Annotated in this window: 14 protein-coding genes and 1 riboswitch; of the genes, 8 read left to right on the top strand and 6 right to left on the bottom strand. The window is 47.1% G+C overall.

The annotated features are described in order from the left end of the window. Positions 1–21 precede the first annotated feature (21 nt). The gene (locus BLD48_RS13025) at positions 22–933 is read right to left on the bottom strand and encodes an iron-hydroxamate ABC transporter substrate-binding protein (RefSeq protein ID WP_071500593.1); all 912 of its coding nucleotides are present in this window, start codon (positions 931–933) and stop codon (positions 22–24) included. Between the two features lie 3 nt (positions 934–936). Further along, on the bottom strand, positions 937–1,728 hold the full coding sequence (locus BLD48_RS13020) for an ABC transporter ATP-binding protein (RefSeq protein ID WP_071500592.1): 792 nt from the start codon (positions 1,726–1,728) through the stop codon (positions 937–939). A 184-nt stretch (positions 1,729–1,912) separates the two neighbouring features. On the opposite strand from BLD48_RS13020, the gene BLD48_RS13015 reads away from it, so the two are divergent. Beyond that, complete coding sequence (locus BLD48_RS13015) at positions 1,913–2,968, top strand: NAD(P)/FAD-dependent oxidoreductase (protein WP_071500591.1); 1,056 nt, start codon at positions 1,913–1,915, stop codon at positions 2,966–2,968. Positions 2,969–3,056: 88 nt separating this feature from the next. Here BLD48_RS13015 and BLD48_RS13010 read toward each other — a convergent pair whose 3' ends face one another. After that, positions 3,057–3,866 (bottom strand): hypothetical protein, encoded by an 810-nt coding sequence (locus tag BLD48_RS13010; RefSeq protein WP_071500590.1) that lies wholly within the window; start codon positions 3,864–3,866, stop codon positions 3,057–3,059. 25 nt (positions 3,867–3,891) lie between these two features. Then, positions 3,892–3,975: riboswitch (cyclic di-GMP riboswitch) on the bottom strand. A 293-nt stretch (positions 3,976–4,268) separates the two neighbouring features. On the opposite strand from BLD48_RS13010, the gene BLD48_RS13005 reads away from it, so the two are divergent. Beyond that, complete coding sequence (locus tag BLD48_RS13005; RefSeq protein WP_071500589.1) at positions 4,269–5,564, top strand: cation:dicarboxylate symporter family transporter; 1,296 nt, start codon at positions 4,269–4,271, stop codon at positions 5,562–5,564. A 282-nt stretch (positions 5,565–5,846) separates the two neighbouring features. Here the strand turns inward: BLD48_RS13005 and BLD48_RS13000 are convergent, their stop codons facing one another. After that, positions 5,847–6,080: a DUF4305 domain-containing protein gene (locus tag BLD48_RS13000; RefSeq protein WP_071500588.1), complete on the bottom strand. Its 234-nt coding sequence runs from the start codon at positions 6,078–6,080 to the stop codon at positions 5,847–5,849. Between the two features lie 21 nt (positions 6,081–6,101). After that, on the bottom strand, positions 6,102–6,794 hold the full coding sequence (locus BLD48_RS12995) for a CPBP family intramembrane glutamic endopeptidase (RefSeq protein ID WP_071500587.1): 693 nt from the start codon (positions 6,792–6,794) through the stop codon (positions 6,102–6,104). A gap of 220 nt (positions 6,795–7,014) precedes the next feature. Here BLD48_RS12995 and groES point away from each other — a divergent pair, with 220 nt between their 5' ends. The 4 genes from groES to BLD48_RS12975 all read left to right on the top strand — a co-directional run bounded on the left by groES (position 7,015) and on the right by BLD48_RS12975 (position 10,424). Next, the gene (gene groES / locus BLD48_RS12990) at positions 7,015–7,299 is read left to right on the top strand and encodes a co-chaperone GroES (RefSeq protein WP_012371631.1); all 285 of its coding nucleotides are present in this window, start codon (positions 7,015–7,017) and stop codon (positions 7,297–7,299) included. Between the two features lie 19 nt (positions 7,300–7,318). Then, positions 7,319–8,956, top strand: coding sequence for a chaperonin GroEL (gene groL / locus BLD48_RS12985; RefSeq protein WP_014971482.1), 1,638 nt, complete (start codon positions 7,319–7,321; stop codon positions 8,954–8,956). A gap of 303 nt (positions 8,957–9,259) precedes the next feature. Further along, complete coding sequence (locus BLD48_RS12980) at positions 9,260–9,799, top strand: ATP-binding protein (protein ID WP_071500586.1); 540 nt, start codon at positions 9,260–9,262, stop codon at positions 9,797–9,799. An 82-nt stretch (positions 9,800–9,881) separates the two neighbouring features. Next, entirely contained in the window at positions 9,882–10,424 is a 543-nt protein-coding gene (locus tag BLD48_RS12975; RefSeq protein WP_071500585.1) for a GNAT family N-acetyltransferase, read from the top strand. 92 nt (positions 10,425–10,516) lie between these two features. Here BLD48_RS12975 and BLD48_RS12970 read toward each other — a convergent pair whose 3' ends face one another. After that, the gene (locus BLD48_RS12970; RefSeq protein ID WP_071500584.1) at positions 10,517–12,322 is read right to left on the bottom strand and encodes an LTA synthase family protein; all 1,806 of its coding nucleotides are present in this window, start codon (positions 12,320–12,322) and stop codon (positions 10,517–10,519) included. Positions 12,323–12,506: 184 nt separating this feature from the next. Here BLD48_RS12970 and BLD48_RS12965 point away from each other — a divergent pair, with 184 nt between their 5' ends. Further along, on the top strand, positions 12,507–14,669 hold the full coding sequence (locus tag BLD48_RS12965) for a hypothetical protein (protein ID WP_071500583.1): 2,163 nt from the start codon (positions 12,507–12,509) through the stop codon (positions 14,667–14,669). A gap of 203 nt (positions 14,670–14,872) precedes the next feature. Next, entirely contained in the window at positions 14,873–16,906 is a 2,034-nt protein-coding gene (locus BLD48_RS12960) for an acyltransferase family protein (RefSeq protein WP_071500582.1), read from the top strand. The last annotated feature ends 15 nt before the right edge of the window (positions 16,907–16,921 follow it).

Genomic DNA, 16,921 nt, shown 5'->3' with positions numbered 1-16,921 from the left:
GGCTCCCTCCTTTAGTATACGTTACGCGCCAAGGAAACTTTTCTTGAAGAACTCCAGTTGACGTTCCAATGTGAGCGGATCGTTGAAGTAAAATTCTTTTGAATCGACTTCGTAGACTTGCTTGTTCTTAACGGCAGGGATATTTTTGTATGTGTCCGTTTCTGTGAACGAGTTATCGGCTTCTGCTGTCTTGCTGAAGATCAGGTAATCGCCTGCATATTCAGGTAAGACTTCCGGTGATAACGCGTAGTAGCCATCTTTTAATGCCATCTCTGTGACTTTCTTCGGCATTTTCAATTTCATCTCTTGGTAGAGAATTTCTGTGCCGCGGCCCCAGTTGTCGCCGAAGACGTAGAGTTGTTTGTCGAAGCTTTCGATGACAGAAACCGTCGCATCGTCACCGATTTTAGCTTTGATTTCTGTTCCAGCATCTGCTGCACGTGTTTTGAAGTCTTTGACCCAGTCGCGTGCTTCTTGTTCTTTGTTGAGCAATTTCCCGATTTCGATGTGTTGCGTCAAGTAGTCGACTTTACCGTATGTGTAAGTGACGGTTGGTGCGATTTCTTTGAATTTATCGATGTTTTTTGTCGTATCGTATCCGATGATGAGATCCGGCTCGAGTTCGATGACTTTTTCGACGTTCTCTTCCGATACTTCTTGAACATCTTTCAAATCAAACTTCGGATTCGATTTTGACCACGAGTCGACACCGACGAGCGGTACGTCGAGTGCCATGACGTTTCCGGCGAAACCAGCCAGGACGACGACACGTTTTGGATCAGCCGGGACTTCGATATCCCCTTTTTCTGATTTATAGGTAATCGTTTCTTTTTTTGTATCGGCAGACGAGGTCTCTTCTTTTTTCTCCGTGTTGCCACATGCGGCAATCACAAGCGTTAACAATAAAAGAACCGGTAATAAAAGCTTTTTCATGATTCAATCTCCCTTAATTAAGTTGTAGGTGACACACATCGGTTTGTTCGTGCGCGGATCACGACCGATTTCGGCATCGATATGGAATACATCTTTGAGGACGTCTTTTGAGATGACTTCCTCACACGTTCCGGCTTTGACGACTTCGCCATGTTTCATGGCGATGATGTAATCGGCGAAACGTGCCGCTTGATTCAAATCGTGTAACACCATCACGATCGTCCGACCTTCTGTCCGGTTGAGTTGTTCGAGTAACTCCAGGACTTCGAGTTGGTGGGCGAGATCAAGGTAGGTCGTCGGTTCATCGAGGAAGATGATGTCCGTTTCCTGCGCGAGCGCCATCGCGATCCAGACCCGTTGCCGTTGACCGCCGGACAAAGCGTCGACCGGACGATGCTTAAACGCCGTCGTGTCCGTCGCTTCAAGCGCCCAATCGATGATCTCGTAATCGTGTTTCGTTAAACGACCAAATCCTTTTTGATAAGGAAAGCGACCGTATGAGACCAGCTCTGCGACCGTCAGACCACTTGCGCTTTCCGGTGTCTGGGGCAGGATAGCCATTTTCCGGGCAAGCAGTTTTGTACTTTCCTTGGCAATATCGAGACCATCGAGTAACGCACGTCCCGATTGATGGGGAATGATCCGGGTCATCGCCTTCAGTAACGTCGATTTCCCGCAGCCGTTCGCACCGATGATCGTCGTGATTTGTCGATCGGGAATCTGAACCGTCAAATCTTTGACGATGGTACGATCTCCGTAACCGATGCTGATTTCTTCTGTTGCTAGACGTACCATACGTACAGACTCCTTCTCGTTTAAAACTGTTTTTATTGATAATGATTATCACTATCGTCTACCTAACCATACCAGTTTCATAAAAACGCTGTCAACATTTTTTCTTGTCTTCAAGACATGTTCACGTTATCATTGGGAATGAGAATGATAATCAGTCGTATTAAATCGTGAGGGAGTGATTGAGATGGAGCAACAGGAATTGTTTGATGTAACGGTAATCGGTGGAGGCCCGGCCGGGTTATACTCTACTTTCTATAGTGGACTACGCGGAATGAAGACGAAATTGATCGAATATCAGGCAGAACTGGGTGGCAAGATTCATGTCTATCCGGAAAAGATGATTTGGGATGTTGGCGGTCAGCCGCCGATTACCGGTGCGAAGCTGATGGAACAGCTCGTCGAACAAGGACTGACGTTTAATCCGACGGTCCATCTCAGTGAAAAAATCATCTCCATCACAAAGGACGTGTTCGGCAACTTTGTCCTGGAGGCGGAATCGGGTACGATTCATTATTCGAAAACCGTCATCGTTGCGGTTGGCGGCGGGATCCTCAATCCGCAGAAACTGAAGATTGAGGGCGCGGAACGGTACGAGGTGTCGAACTTGAACTACACCGTCAAATCAATTGAACGGTTTAAAGACAAGACCGTCATCATTTCCGGCGGTGGCAACTCGGCAATCGACTGGGCGAATGAACTGGAACCGGTTGCGAAAAAAGTCTACGTCACCTACCGAAAAGACTGTTTCACGGGGCATGAAGCGCAAGTCGAGCAACTCGTGAACAGTTCTGCCGTTTGTCTCTTGAACACGACGATTCATAAATTAATCGCCAGTGACGACCATCACCGGATTGCCTCGGTCGAACTGATTGATTGTGCGACAAGCGAGACGGTGGCCCTCGAGATTGACGAGGTCATCATCAACCACGGCTACGAACAGGATGCCGAGTTACTTTCGAACTGCGATCTCGATTTGCAGCAGGTCGACGATTTTTCCATCGCCGGAACAGCGTCGAGTGAATCGAGTGTTCCCGGCTTGTATGCAGCAGGTGATATCTTGTCGCACGACGGAAAAGTCCACCTCATCTCCGGTGCTTTTCAGGACGCGGCGAATGCCGTCAACCGGGCAAAAAAATTCATCGAACCGGACGCAGCGAAAGTCGCGATGGTTTCGTCGCATAATGAAGTCTTTAAGAAACGGAACCGGGAACTGATTCAAGAAATGGTCAATCAGAAGTGAAACAAATAAAACACCTGTCTTTCAGTTCGACCTTGTCACATGGACATCGGTTTTCTGAAAAGCAGGTGTTTTTTGGTTCGTTCAGTCGTTAATCGTCATCTTCCTCATTTTCGTCTTCATCGTCGTCCTGGTCATCGTCATCGTCATCGTCGTCTTCGTCCTGACCCTGGTCATCCTGATCCGTATCTTGATCATCTTCTTCGACATGACGATGCTCGGATTTCGTTTCTGCATGATTGAAATACTCGAGTTCGATTTTCAATTGATAAGAACCTGAAAGTGCGAACAGGCTGATGAGCTGTGTCCGTAATTCTTCTTCCGTCATTTTCGGATTCGATTCAATGAACTGAATCAATTGACGCACACGGGCTTCATCGACCGTGGCATCATTCGTTTTGACACGCAGTTGACTCTTTTTCTTTTTGAAGTGGTACTCAATCTGACTTTCTGTTGTCTCTGTTGCGAGTTTGATTTTCATTTTTTTCAACATGTCTTCGTACCGATGACCGGCCTGATTGCGCTCTTTGCCGTCGAGGATACCATCGCGATCGGAGTCACGTGTATAGGGTTTTGTTCCAAGTTCGAGTTCAATGGTGTTACTTAAGCCATCTCGGTCCGTATCTTCGTTCGCGTCACTAATACGGTCCCGGTCGCTATCTTGATTTCGTGGACTAAGTTCGAGTTTATATTCTGTATAGTTACTTAACCCATCATGGTCTGTATCTTGCTGAGCCAGCTTCGTTCCTTTGAGCTTGTACTTCTTCTCCCAGCTGTCATGGATCCCGTTCTTGTTGCGGTCATACTTCGATGTCTTACTCTTGGCGTCGATTGAGCCGAGCGGAGTGAGCATTAAAGTACAAGCAAGACCGGCAGTTACTACATAATTGATTTTTTTCATGTTGGTATAGTCTCCTTTTTTGAATTTCGGTAACTGGCAAGCATAGCTTGAAGCGGTAGCCCCTATAGTTTTGCGTCACCACATTTCTGTGGGTTTGCCCGTTCGATTCCAGTGAAGAACCGTACGTTTAGTATAAGCGATTCTTTTTTATAGAGAGGGGAGGGTTTTAAATAACAAGTCAGTAAAATATATAATCAGCTCGTGGGTTAATTAAGATTCAGGAAAGGGTCAATCAAAACCATTAAAATGAAATGAATACTGTTTAGATGACTTCTATTCTTCAGACGGAAGCCATCCGTTGTTTTTTTATTGTGCTATAACAGATGGGTTTGACAATGATCTGTATTTAGGACAAAATGCTCTTATGTGTTTTTTTAATTGCAAGATGTAGGAGGAATTGATATGGCAACAACAAAACGCAAGCCTATCGGTCTTGCTTGGCAAATTTTAATCGGATTGATTCTCGGGATCACTGTCGGCGGTGTCTTTTACGGGAATCCACAAGTTGCGGAGTGGCTGAAGCCAATCGGTGACATCTTTATCCGAATGATGAAAATGATCGTTGTTCCAATCGTCTTTACGACAATCGTTCTCGGTGTTTCATCGGTCGGCAGTCCGAAAAGTCTCGGACGCCTCGGCGCGAAGACGCTCGGTTACTTTACGATCGTCACGATGATCGCGATCTTTACCGGGTTGTTTGCGGCGAATCTCGTCGAGCCGGGTGCCGGCATCAATATGGCGACACTCGACAAGACGGACATCTCGACCTATGTCGAGACGGAAGAAACGACCCAAGACCAGGGGCTCGTCGAAAAAGTCGTTAACATCGTCCCGACAAACATCTTGGATGCGATGGTGCGTGGTGATATGCTCGCCATCATCTTCTTCTCCGTTCTGTTCGGACTCGGCGTTGGATTTGCCGGTGAAAAAGGTTTGCCGGTCGTCCGATTTTTCGAAGGGGTCGCAGCAGCGATGTTCAACTTGGTCAACATCGTCATGAAGTTTGCGCCAATCGGTGTCTTCGCCTTGATTGGTGTCACGGTTTCGACGTTCGGAATCGAATCACTTGGTTCGTTGTTCAAACTGATTGCTACTTTATATGTGACAGCACTGCTGTTCATGGTCATCGTCTTTGGATCAATCATGAAATGGGTCGGCATCCGCGTGTCGGATTTCGTCCGTGTCTTCAAAGATGAATTGCTCCTCACGTATTCGACGGCATCGTCGGAAACAGTGTTACCGCGTGTCATGGAGAAGCTGGAGAAGATGGGTGTTCCAAAATCGATCGTCAGTTTCGTCGTTCCGACCGGTTATTCGTTTAACCTCGACGGTTCTGCACTTTATCAAGCAATGGCTGCCTTGTTCATCGCGCAGATGTACAACATCGATTTATCGATCGGCACACAGTTGACGCTCGTCTTCGTCTTGATGCTGACGTCAAAAGGGATGGCAGCTGTACCTGGGGTTTCGTTCGTCGTCTTACTGGCAACGCTCGGGACAGTCGGGATCCCGCCTGAAGGTCTTGCCTTCATCGCCGGAATCGACCGGATCATGGATATGATGCGTTCTGTTGTCAACGTAACAGGCAATACGCTCGCTTCACTCGTCATCGCGAAATGGGAAGGGGTCCTCGACTCCGATCAACTCGATGAGTTCATGTCGACAGAAGGTAAACAGGATCGAATCAAGAGTGCATAATATAGGATGGTAGACCAGATGAATCGTCATCTGGTCTTTTTTTGTGTTCACTGGATGCGGTATCGTGTTTGTCACACCCGCTTTTCTCGGGCGGAACGCAAGCCGCGCTCGTCGTAGACGACCGGGTCTCGCCTGTTCCTGACGGAAGCGGAGCTTCCTTTTCCCGTAGAAGTCGGACGATGAACACACGACACCTTACTTTTACCGCATTGTTACATTGCTTAACGTGATCAGTAAAACAAAAATGAGATCCCCGATTTTACTCGGCGATCTCATTTTGCATTATTTCTTGTCGTCCTTTTTTTCCTGTTCTTTCTTAATCATCTTCTTGGCTGCCATCCGGAAGCGGAAGATGAGATAGAGACGGTAAAAGTCGACGGCTGCGAACAGCGTCAAGAGGATCGTCCAGAAGTTAAAGACCGTTCCTGCCTCAATCGAATTGCTGTACGCGAGGTACATGAACAGAATACCGAAGATGGCATAGAAAACAGCCATGAAGTTTGAACCTTGTCGCATGAAAACACTACCTTTCGTTAATTAAGTCGTTGCATAGAGTGCGAGTACAACGATCCCATTATTAAATACATGAATCGCGATTGGCGCAATGATACGCCGGGTCTTGACGAAGACGAGGGAGAAGACGAAACTCATCGCGACGTAAATCAAGAACTTGTTGTCGCCGTGGATCAGACCGAAGATGACGCCACTGAGAACAAAGCTGAAAATGAAATTCAATTTCGTCGACAAGTTTCCGAACATGATGTGGCGGAACAGAAACTCTTCCATGATCGGACCGAGCAGGACGACCATCACTTGGAGAATCGGAATGACTTGGATCGCTTGCATGATTTGATCCGTATTTTGCGATTTCGCGATATTCTCAATCCCGCCTGACAGCCAGGCGTCCACCAAATTGACGCTGATCAGAGAGACGTACAACAGGACAATCCCGATCCCGATCCACTTTAACGTATCCATCGTATCGGTTTGGTTGCCCTCTGCTTTCCACTTCTGCCAATCGGGACGCAGACAATAGAAGGAAACAATCACGGCTACGGTAAAACCGATCGCAAGCCACCAGCCGAGCACACTCGGAATTTGGCTTTTTGACAGGAAACTCGGGAAGGTTGCTGGGACAAGTTGAACGATTAAATAAATCACAATCGGAATGACGTGACGGATTTGCCACTTCTCTGCCATGTTGAACGGCAGATTGACGGAATTTTTCATCGGTTAGGACACAGCTCCTTTGTAATGAAGGTACTGTCCCGATTGTAACAAACAAACCGACCGGGCGCACGAATGGTGATGGTTCAAAGATGTCGATTTCGGGAAAACGGATAAGGGTTCGGGCTTGAATTCCAACCGAAAACCGTTTAAGATAAAAATATGTTAGCACTCCAATTAAGTGAGTGCTAAAAAACAGTCATGTTCAAGGAGGATGTTTCGCATGTTAAAACCACTTGGTGATCGCATCGTGATCGAAGTCGTTAAAAAAGAAGAAACCACACTCGGAGGAATCGTTCTTCCTGGGTCAGCGAAAGAAAAGCCGCAAGAGGGTAAAGTCGTCGCTGTCGGTACAGGCCGTGTGACGGAGCAGGGTGTCCGTGTACCACTTGAAGTGAATGTCGGGGACCACGTCATCTATGCGCAATACGCAGGGTCAGAAGTCAAAGTCGATGGCAACGAATACTTAATCTTACGCGAAAGCGATATTTTAGCAGTAGCAAACTAATCAAAGGGGGATTTCAGTCATGGCAAAAGATATCTTATTCAGTGAAGAAGCACGCCGGGCGATGCTTCGCGGAGTAGACGCATTAGCGGATGCGGTTAAAGTGACGATCGGACCAAAAGGACGGAACGTCGTTCTCGAACGTAAATTCGGTTCACCACTCATCACGAATGATGGTGTGACGATTGCAAAAGAAATCGAACTCGAAGACCACTTCGAAAACATGGGCGCGAAGCTTGTGGCAGAAGTCGCATCAAAAACGAATGAAATCGCAGGGGATGGTACAACAACAGCGACAGTCCTCGCACAAGCGATGATCCGCGAAGGACTTAAAAACGTCACAGCGGGTGCGAACCCAATGGTCATCCGTAAAGGGATCGAAAAAGCAGTCCGTCGTGCCGTCGAAGAACTTCATGCAATCGCAAAACCAATCGAAAGCAAAGAAGCGATCGCACAAGTTGCGGCGATTTCGGCTGCTGACGAAGAAGTTGGTCAATTGATTGCCGAAGCGATGGAACGTGTTGGTCAGGACGGTGTCATCACAATCGAAGAATCACGCGGCTTCACGACAGAACTTGATGTCGTCGAAGGAATGCAGTTCGATCGTGGATATGCATCACCTTACATGATCACGGATTCCGATAAGATGGAAGCGGTCCTTGAGAACCCGTACATCCTGATCACGGACAAAAAGATTTCGAACATCCAGGAAATCCTGCCGGTCCTTGAGCAAGTCGTCCAACAAAACAAACCACTCTTGATTATCGCGGAAGACGTCGAAGGCGAAGCACTCGCGACACTCGTCGTCAACAAACTCCGTGGGACGTTCAACGCTGTTGCCGTCAAAGCACCAGGCTTCGGAGACCGTCGTAAAGCGATGCTCGAAGACATCTCGATCATCACAGGCGCAGAGTTGATTACAGAAGAGCTGGGTCTTGATCTCAAAGAAACACAAATCACACAACTCGGCCGCGCGTCGAAAGTCGTCGTTTCAAAAGACAACACGACAATCGTCGAAGGAAACGGACACAGTGATTCGATCACAGCCCGTGTCGGTACGATCCGTTCACAAATCGAAGAAACGACAAGCGACTTCGATCGTGAAAAACTCCAAGAGCGTCTGGCGAAACTCGCAGGCGGCGTAGCCGTCGTCAAAGTTGGCGCAGCAACAGAAACGGAACTGAAAGAACGCAAGCTCCGGATTGAAGATGCGCTCAACGCAACACGCGCAGCCGTCGAAGAAGGAATCGTTGCCGGTGGGGGAACAGCCTTCATCCACGTCACAAAAGCCGTTGAATCAATTCTTTCGGTAACGACTGGCGACGAAGCAACAGGTGTTAACATCGTCCTTCGTGCGCTGGAAGCACCACTTCGTCAAATCGCGGAAAACGCGGGTCAAGAAGGTTCAGTCATCGTCGAACGTCTCAAACATGAAGCACAAGGCATGGGCTACAACGCCGCGACAAACGAGTACGTCGACATGATCGAAGCTGGAATCGTCGACCCGGCGAAAGTGACGCGTTCAGCACTCCAAAACGCAGCGTCTGTTTCAGCAATGTTCTTGACGACAGAAGCCGTCATCGCCGACAAACCGGAACCAGCCGGTGCACCTGCAATGCCTGATATGGGCGGCATGGGTGGAATGGGCGGAATGATGTAATCTAACCATACAACCTATTAATCAATGGGATTTGTAGTGGAACCGGATTATAAAGTGCTAATTTAATGTAAAATCGGGGAGATCCTTTGTAAGTTCTTTGAACTTATAGAGGGTCTTTTTTTACTACGCCAGTACACAGAATTTCTTTTAAAGTTTGTTTTAAAAGATGATGGCTTCTATTTATTAGTATAAGGCTGTTTCGAATGCTTTAAAAAGAGTAGCAGGTGTCTTTGAAAAAATGTAATGTGAAATTAAGGAAACTATATAATAGATACATAAAACGCTTGTAAGGGGTGAGAAAGAATGAAGAACAAAATCCATATCATAGGGGCTTCAGGATCAGGAACATCTACACTGGGCAAAGCTTTAGCAGAAGTCCTTCCCCATAAATCTTTGGATACGGATGATTACTATTGGATATCCAAGTTTACTGAACAGCGACCTGTACCTGAAAGAATAGAAATGTTGAAGAAGGATTTGTTACATTCTGAACAATGGGTTTTATCGGGAGCAACTGTAGGTTGGGGTAACTGCTTTGCTACTTATTTTGACCTCGTTATTTTTTTATGGATACCACCGGAGGTCAGACTCGAAAGACTGCAGAAACGGGAAATAGAACGGTACGGGGAAGAGGTACTACCGGGTGGTGAAAATTATGAACAATCGCAAACGTTTCTTAAATGGGCTGCTCTTTATGACCATGCGGGTCTGGAAGTTCGAAGTAAAGCCTTGCACGAGCAATGGATGGATGAATTATCGTGCCCGATATTAAGGATTGAAGGCGACTATTCAGTCGAAAAATGTCTGGCGATGGTTAAAGAATACTTAAGTACAGATTCTTAAAATTAATTTTGCAGTTCGAAAAAAATTTGACTTTCTAATGTGAAGAGTTATCTTGGAGACTACATAACAAAGGGTGAGAGAAGTGCACCAATTTGAAAAAATCACAATTGAGCCATTAAAAGACAAGTTCATAACTATCGTCAATGCAGCTAACGAACCCTTTCCAATTGTCGGAAAAGTTCTCCCGAAATTTTCTGACGGTGTCTGGTCTTATGAAGAAGAGTTATACGATACACCATCGGAAATACGCTTTCCAGACGATAAATTGGATTGGTTTTCTTATATCGATAGTAGTGAAAAAATCGTCTTGTTAGCCTTCCGCGAAGATGCGTGCGTCGGTCAAATCCGCCTCGTCAAAGATTGGAACCGTTTTGCCTATATTGAAAATATCGCTGTCAAAAAGAATTATCGAAAAAGCGGTGTCGGTCACTTGTTGCTTGAAGCAGCCGAAACCTGGGCGAAGGAACAATCATTGATTGGCTTATCGCTTGAAGCGCAGAACGATAATCTGATTGCCTGCCGTTTTTACGCAAAAGAAGGGTTTGTCCTTGGTGGAGTGGATACGCTCAAACAGTCGGCTAATCCGAATATTGATCTTACGTTGTATTGGTACAAAATCTTTTAACTTTGTTGAACTATTGCTAATCAAAATTCGTATAGTGAAAAGTGAGACACGAAAAACGATCCGACAGAAGTCAGGATCGTTTTTTTTGTATTCTAGTCTTGCTCCAATCCGTTCTTTTCGATAATCGCATCCGACAGACGCAAATCGTTTCGTACTTGTTTCGTTTGCGATTGGCACATCTCACGGTCGATCTGTTTTTTCGTCGAGACGTCATAACAGATGCCGTTGCCTGCTTTTTCCGTCAGGTTCGCTTCGTAATAGTAGTCCTTGTAACGGAACGAACCGTCGCGGAAAGCGGTCAGATTCGGTTCGTCATCGAGCAGCGAGTTGCCCATCATATACGGGGACTCGAGATTGAGTAAATCAACAATCGTCGGGGCGACATCGATTTGTCCGCCGTTCTCCTGAATGACTTGTCCCGTATCTTGATTTGGTTTTTTGATGAACAACGGGACTTGGCGGTCGAGGGCAAAGGCGTCGACGGCATTGTCGATCTGTGCTTTTTGTTGCATCTCACTGCCTTCGTTCGTCAACCCACTGTCATGATCGCCGTAAAAGATGACGAGTGTCTCGTCCCACATGTCTTTTGCCTTCAACTCCTTGACCATCTGTCCGACGGCCTCGTCGACATAATGGACAGTCTGGTAATAACGTTTTAACATTGGATCCTCGTAACCGGACAAATCGAGCTCCCGTTTGTCTTTTGGAATCTCATACGGCGTGTGACTCGTCAGGGCGACGAGGAACGAGAAGTACGGTTCCTTGAGTGTTTCCATATGCTCAATCGATGTCGTCAAAAACTGTTTGTCGTTTAACGCCATCCCGATTTCTTGTTGATCGGGATAATCCTTTTGGCTGAAGAAATGATTGAAGCCCAGGTTCTGATACACTTGATCCCGGTTCCAGAATCCTTTTTCATAGGCATGCATGGCAGCGGTGTCGTAACCGTTGTCGCGCAACAATTCAGGCAACGCTCCGAATTCATTGTCCGGGAACCGGGTGTAGACTGAACCCGACTTCAATGGATAGAGCGACGTGTTCGTGATGAATTCCGCGTCCGAAGTTCGTCCTTCATGGGTCTGATGATAAAACGACGGGAAGTACAGCGATTCTTGTTTCAGCTTATTCAGGTTCGGTGTCAACGTTTGACCGTTCACGGTTTGGTCGATGACGGATTCTTGGAACGATTCCAGTTGGACGAGAATGATGTTCGGTTTTTTCGTGACGCCTTTTGCGACTGAAGTCGAGTTGTCCTCGATTCGTTGGCGCTCAGACGCGGTCAAGGCTTCGTCCGGAGCGATTGCCTCTTGGATTCCGCGGAGCAGATCGAGTCCATGGTACCCCCAGAAACCGAGCTGATAATAGTCCCGCATGTCAGAGACTGACTGGCTGAGCCGTTGGTCTTCTTTGACGACGCTGTAGGTGACTGGCGCAGCAAACAGGATCACACCCGTGAGGAAGACAAGACCTGCTGTCTTTTGGCGTTTGCTTTTCGTGACGGCAAACGTCTTTTTGCGCGTAAAGAAGAGAATTGCTAAGAAGATCAAGCTGTCAGCAAACAACAGGAAGTCAGTCGGCAGGATCAAAGCGGCGAAACCGCTGCTGACATCACCCATCTGCAACATCTGCGACATTAACGAGACTGACAGGAAATCTTCGAAATAGCGGTAGTACCACAGATCGGAAATCAAGAGGAAGCTGTGGGCAATTAAAAGACCGAGCCAAATCCAACGGCGTTTTTTCCACTGGATCAACAGCGTCCAACTCGACAGCATTAACATCCCGGCGAGGTTCATTAAAAAAAGGTCAACCGGAAAAGCGGTGTTGGTATAAAAGCTGAACAGCACGAATTTTAACGTGCCTAACAATAAGTAGAGGGCGTAACCAAATACGATCATAATATTCTCCTAACGTTCTTCATCGTTTTGAAGTAATCTATACCCTCAACTAAATGAGAACGAACGTTTGAATTGGTTGGGATGTGTTTGTCATTGACCTGATTTATAAAAAATGTCTGAATAAAGAGAAAAAATGGAATAAAATAGAATTAATCACTGGATTTTGAAAGGATGTTCTACATAGATGAACTGGAAACATTGGATGGGAAGTGCCGCACTGGTCTGCGGAACTTGGTTGACGCTGACGACACTGACTGAAGCTGCCCCGTATGACATCAAAAAAAATGATCAGGCGATCATCGGATTTTATGACCTGGAAACGAAACAAACGACGCCATATCCAAGTGGCGTATCGCCGTATGCGTTCCTTCGGGCGAACTCTGCTGACAAGACGTTGTTCTTGTTCCAAGACGATTATTTCGACGAAAGCTTTCAGCCGTATTACTTTATGAACGCGAAAACCGGGACATCAGAAGAAGTGGCTCTCCCTGAAAACCTGGAGTATTTACGGGTTCTTGATCAAGATCATCTCATGGCACGCGCAGCCTCGGACACGTTTCATGTACTGGAGCGAAAGGGAAACCAATTCGTCATCCGTGACACGTTGAAGGATGAACGCAGTCCGTCCGTTCAGTGGATTGGTCCGAACCGCTTCTCCTTGATTCGGGACGGCGTCGCCGACTGGTACGATGTGCAGGCGGATGGAACGTTTGCGAAAGTTCGGTCCATCGACGTGACCGAATTTTCTCCGCTGACAGGGGACTGGATTCTTGATATCAGCAAGACAGCCGTGATCCGGAATGTGGAAACCAATCAGACGTATGCCTTACCGAACAAACGAACGGATCAATTTGTCCGTGGAGCATATGAAACGACAGACGGTTTGTATATGCAACTGACAGAAGAAGATGAGACAAAAGACGATAACCGTTCGTCTTCCTTGTATTACCTTGACCGGAAAACCGGACAACTCAAGACACTAGTCGACTATTCCGATGACTTGGCACAAGAAGTCCTGACCGACGGACGTGCCATTTACCGGGCGAACGGACAAACGACGCTGCTCGACTTTAAAAATTACTTACGCCAACCGATCGCGATTGATGATCGGACGAAAGCGGACACCGTGCTCCTGGAGAAGACGCCATTGAAACCGGACATTCAGCTGACTCGAATCGACGGGACGACGGAGCCGCTTGCGCTTCAGAATGTCACGTTTATAGGAGATGTGGATCAACAAGAGAACGTAATCCGGATTCCGACAAGCCAAAAGCGGATTTACAATACGGCTTACACCGTCGCTTATACGACGGGAACAGGTGTCGTACTGAAAGATACGACACGGTATCAACATCAACGGTATTTGACGGCGACGCTCGATCGATTAACGGAAGTCAAAGAAGGTCTCTATACCTACCGGATTGATCTTGGGCAGGCTGATGTGCCGGTCAGTGTCTTCCGTAAGGACGGGACACGTATCAACAGCGCGGTATCGGATGAGAACGGGATGCTGACCCTTCCACTTGGCACGACGGGACTATTCGGGCAACCGATCTCGTTTATAATCGGTGGCGGGAATGTATTTGATAAGGACATGACGGTGCAACGGATGGTCGTTGGATACGAAGTACCACGTGTGACCCAGTCGACAAATACGAATTTTAAAACCTTCACGTACCGTCTGGAGAGTAAAAATGACGGCGGAACGTATACCGTCTACTACGGAAAGAAAAAAATCACAGCCGTGCCGGCAATCAAGAAAACAGAAATAACGATTCCCTATACAGATCAACTGGCGGAGTACCGGATTGTCCGCTCGGGCAGTTACGTATCAAAATCACTTTCGTTAAAAGACAGCGTGATGTTATTTAGTACATTAAATAACCCGTTAAATGACGAACAGACGACGATTGACGGTGCACTCGATTGGAACGCTTCCTACGGAAAACTCTACATCGACGGCAAATACATAGCGTATATCGACCGGAAGAAAACGCGGATGTTCGCCATCCCGACGAAACCGTTAAAAGTCGGTCAAGTCGTCAAATTGGTGGCGCGGAAAGGAACACAACTGCAAGTTTCCGAGCAACGGGTCGTCGCTGCTAGTAATCCGACACTAAAGTCGTACACGACGGCGTTAAGTCCGGCAAGCACGGCATGGAAAGTCAAAGCGACCAAGGGCAAGACGATTGTCGTGACGATCAACAAGAAGCGGTATACGAAAATCGCAACCGGAAAAACACAGACGATGACGTTCCCGAAACAAAAACGGGGAACACGTGTGACGGTCCATGCGGAGTCCATCAAACTACGTAAGAGTAAAACGTTTACGTTAACCGTGAAATAAGCTACATGCAAACACGACCCTTCGTTGTCAGAAGAGTCGTGTTTGTCGTGGCCGATGATAAAAGAAACGCAAAAGTAATTACTATTATGATGGATTTTATTAGTATTTTACTTTAGGATGAATTGGTGCGTGTTTAACGATGAAGGGAAAAATTTCAATTCAATTTTTTCAGCATGAGAAAAAAGTATAGGAGCTAATGTAAAATGAATCAACTGAATCACAAGGAAGTCCAGCCTCAAAAACTCATCAACACCAAAAGTCAGTTTCGACCGGAAATCGAAGGGTTACGTGTCGTCGCCGCGTTACTCGTCGCGGTTTATCATATCTGGTTCAATCGTGTATCAGGCGGCGTCGATGTGTTCTTCGTCATCTCCGGTTTCCTGATCACGACGTCGATCATCTCGACAATCAACCGAACGGGTGAATTTCGTTTTCTGCCGTACGTCACGAAGCTGATTAAACGGCTGTTGCCGTCGGTCTTGTTCATTTTGGCCGTCGTGCTGGTTTTAAGCTCATTTTTGTTACCGCAGTCGATTTTAGAGAAGACGATTCGTGAAGTCGTTGCCTCGATGTTCTTCTACCAAAACTGGCAACTGGCGATTTCGAGTACGGATTACTTGGATGCGAGCCAAATGAAGTCGCCGGTCGAACATTTTTGGGCACTGTCGATTCAAGGTCAGTTTTACATGATTTGGTTTGTTCTGTTCTCATTCATCTTATGGATGGTCAAGAAGTATACGATCAAAAACGTCAAACCGATGATCAATACGATTTTAGGAGTGTTGTTCGTCACGTCGTTAAGCTATTCGATCTATTTAACGGAAGTGAATCAGCCGTGGGCCTATTTCATCACGATGACGCGTGTTTGGGAATTTGCCTTAGGTAGCCTGCTCTGCATCAACTTGTCGTCGATTCATATTCCGAAATGGATGGCGACTTTGATGGGATGGCTCGGATTAATCGGTCTTGTCCTGACCGGTATTCTCTTTAACGTCTCTCAAATGTTCCCGGGCTACATCGCCCTGTGGCCGATGACGTGTGCCTTGTTTATCGTCTTGTCGGGAACACGCGAGACGACGTTCGGCATCAAACGTTTCCTTGGATCAAAGCCGATGGTCAAACTCGGAGGCATTGCCTTCGGGATTTATCTCTGGCACTGGGTCCTGCTTGAGTTTTACCGCTACAATGTTCAGCAGACACCGGGCTTTTTAACAGGAACGTTAATCATCCTGTCGTCGATTCTGTTGTCTTACCTGATGACGGAATACATCGAAAAACCGATCCGCAGTGCGAAAGTCGACCGGTCGGCCTTCAAGAAGCTCGGTCTCATGATGAGCATCAATGTCTTGTTGATCGGGTCACTCTTCGGACTGAAATATTTCGAAGAACAGGAATTAAAGAACGGGGTCAGCGCAAGCGATTATCCGGGAGCAATGGCTGTCAAGAATCCGGACAAAACGCCGGAGCACGATCCGTTCCCGTCCTATGCGAACGTCTTTGACGACTTGCCGCTCGTCCATACTGATGGCAGCAATCAGGGACTGAGCAAAAGTGACGTCAAAGTCGGCGAGTACGGGGAAACGAAAGACTATATCGCAACGATTGCCCTTGTCGGCAGTTCGCATTCGGAGCAATGGTTCGGAGCGATTCATGAAGCCGCGAAAGGTGAGAAGTACCGGGTCTTGAACATCACCCGTTCCGGGACACGCTTCTCGACCGGCTACGACGATAATGTCTTAAAAGGCGTCTGGAATCAAAATGTCCTCGACTATTTGAAGGATGCCGATATTGATCTCATCATCTCGCACGTCACGGCGGCGGATGCGACGAAAGATAAGATTCATCAACAGATGGTCGATCAGATGCAGTACGTCAAAGATGAGTACGGCATCGACGGCTTGGCGCTACGGGATAATCCCCGTTACAGCTTTAACGTCCTCGAATCGCTTGAGACGACGAGCATTGAAGAGACGACGAAGAAGATGAACGCCGAAGTCAACCAGCGTGATGAAGCGTACTGGAAAAACTTCGAAAAGACGAACAAGTCGCTCTATAAACTCGACTTGACGGATTACTTCCGCGTCGACGGAGAATTCCGTCCGGTCATCGGTAACGTCGTCATCTACCGTGACGTCAGTCATATGACGAACTCGTATGCCGAAAGCTTCGGACCGGTCTTTAAACAGAAACTGAATGAAGTTGTGACGGATATTCTTAAGAAAAAACAAGCCGATTAATCGTCATCTGAACTC

The sequence above is a fragment of the Exiguobacterium sp. KRL4 genome, assembly GCF_001870785.1.
Taxonomy (GTDB): domain Bacteria; phylum Bacillota; class Bacilli; order Exiguobacteriales; family Exiguobacteriaceae; genus Exiguobacterium_A.
Note: the sequence above shows the minus strand (reverse complement) of the source record. Positions and strands in the feature narration are given on the sequence as shown.

Bases quoted from the DNA above. Each gene is read 5' to 3' on its own strand.
- BLD48_RS13020 (WP_071500592.1), bottom strand. From the start codon at position 1,728: ATGGTACGTCTAGCAACAGAAGAAATCAGCATCGGTTACGGAGATCGT.
- BLD48_RS13000 (WP_071500588.1), bottom strand. From the start codon at position 6,080: ATGCGACAAGGTTCAAACTTCATGGCTGTTTTCTATGCCATCTTCGGT.
- BLD48_RS13025 (WP_071500593.1), bottom strand. From the start codon at position 933: ATGAAAAAGCTTTTATTACCGGTTCTTTTATTGTTAACGCTTGTGATT.
- BLD48_RS13010 (WP_071500590.1), bottom strand. From the start codon at position 3,866: ATGAAAAAAATCAATTATGTAGTAACTGCCGGTCTTGCTTGTACTTTA.
- BLD48_RS12960 (WP_071500582.1), top strand. From the start codon at position 14,873: ATGAATCAACTGAATCACAAGGAAGTCCAGCCTCAAAAACTCATCAAC.
- BLD48_RS12980 (WP_071500586.1), top strand. From the start codon at position 9,260: ATGAAGAACAAAATCCATATCATAGGGGCTTCAGGATCAGGAACATCT.
- groL (WP_014971482.1), top strand. From the start codon at position 7,319: ATGGCAAAAGATATCTTATTCAGTGAAGAAGCACGCCGGGCGATGCTT.
- BLD48_RS13015 (WP_071500591.1), top strand. From the start codon at position 1,913: ATGGAGCAACAGGAATTGTTTGATGTAACGGTAATCGGTGGAGGCCCG.
- BLD48_RS12995 (WP_071500587.1), bottom strand. From the start codon at position 6,794: ATGAAAAATTCCGTCAATCTGCCGTTCAACATGGCAGAGAAGTGGCAA.
- groES (WP_012371631.1), top strand. From the start codon at position 7,015: ATGTTAAAACCACTTGGTGATCGCATCGTGATCGAAGTCGTTAAAAAA.
- BLD48_RS12970 (WP_071500584.1), bottom strand. From the start codon at position 12,322: ATGATCGTATTTGGTTACGCCCTCTACTTATTGTTAGGCACGTTAAAA.
- BLD48_RS13005 (WP_071500589.1), top strand. From the start codon at position 4,269: ATGGCAACAACAAAACGCAAGCCTATCGGTCTTGCTTGGCAAATTTTA.
- BLD48_RS12965 (WP_071500583.1), top strand. From the start codon at position 12,507: ATGAACTGGAAACATTGGATGGGAAGTGCCGCACTGGTCTGCGGAACT.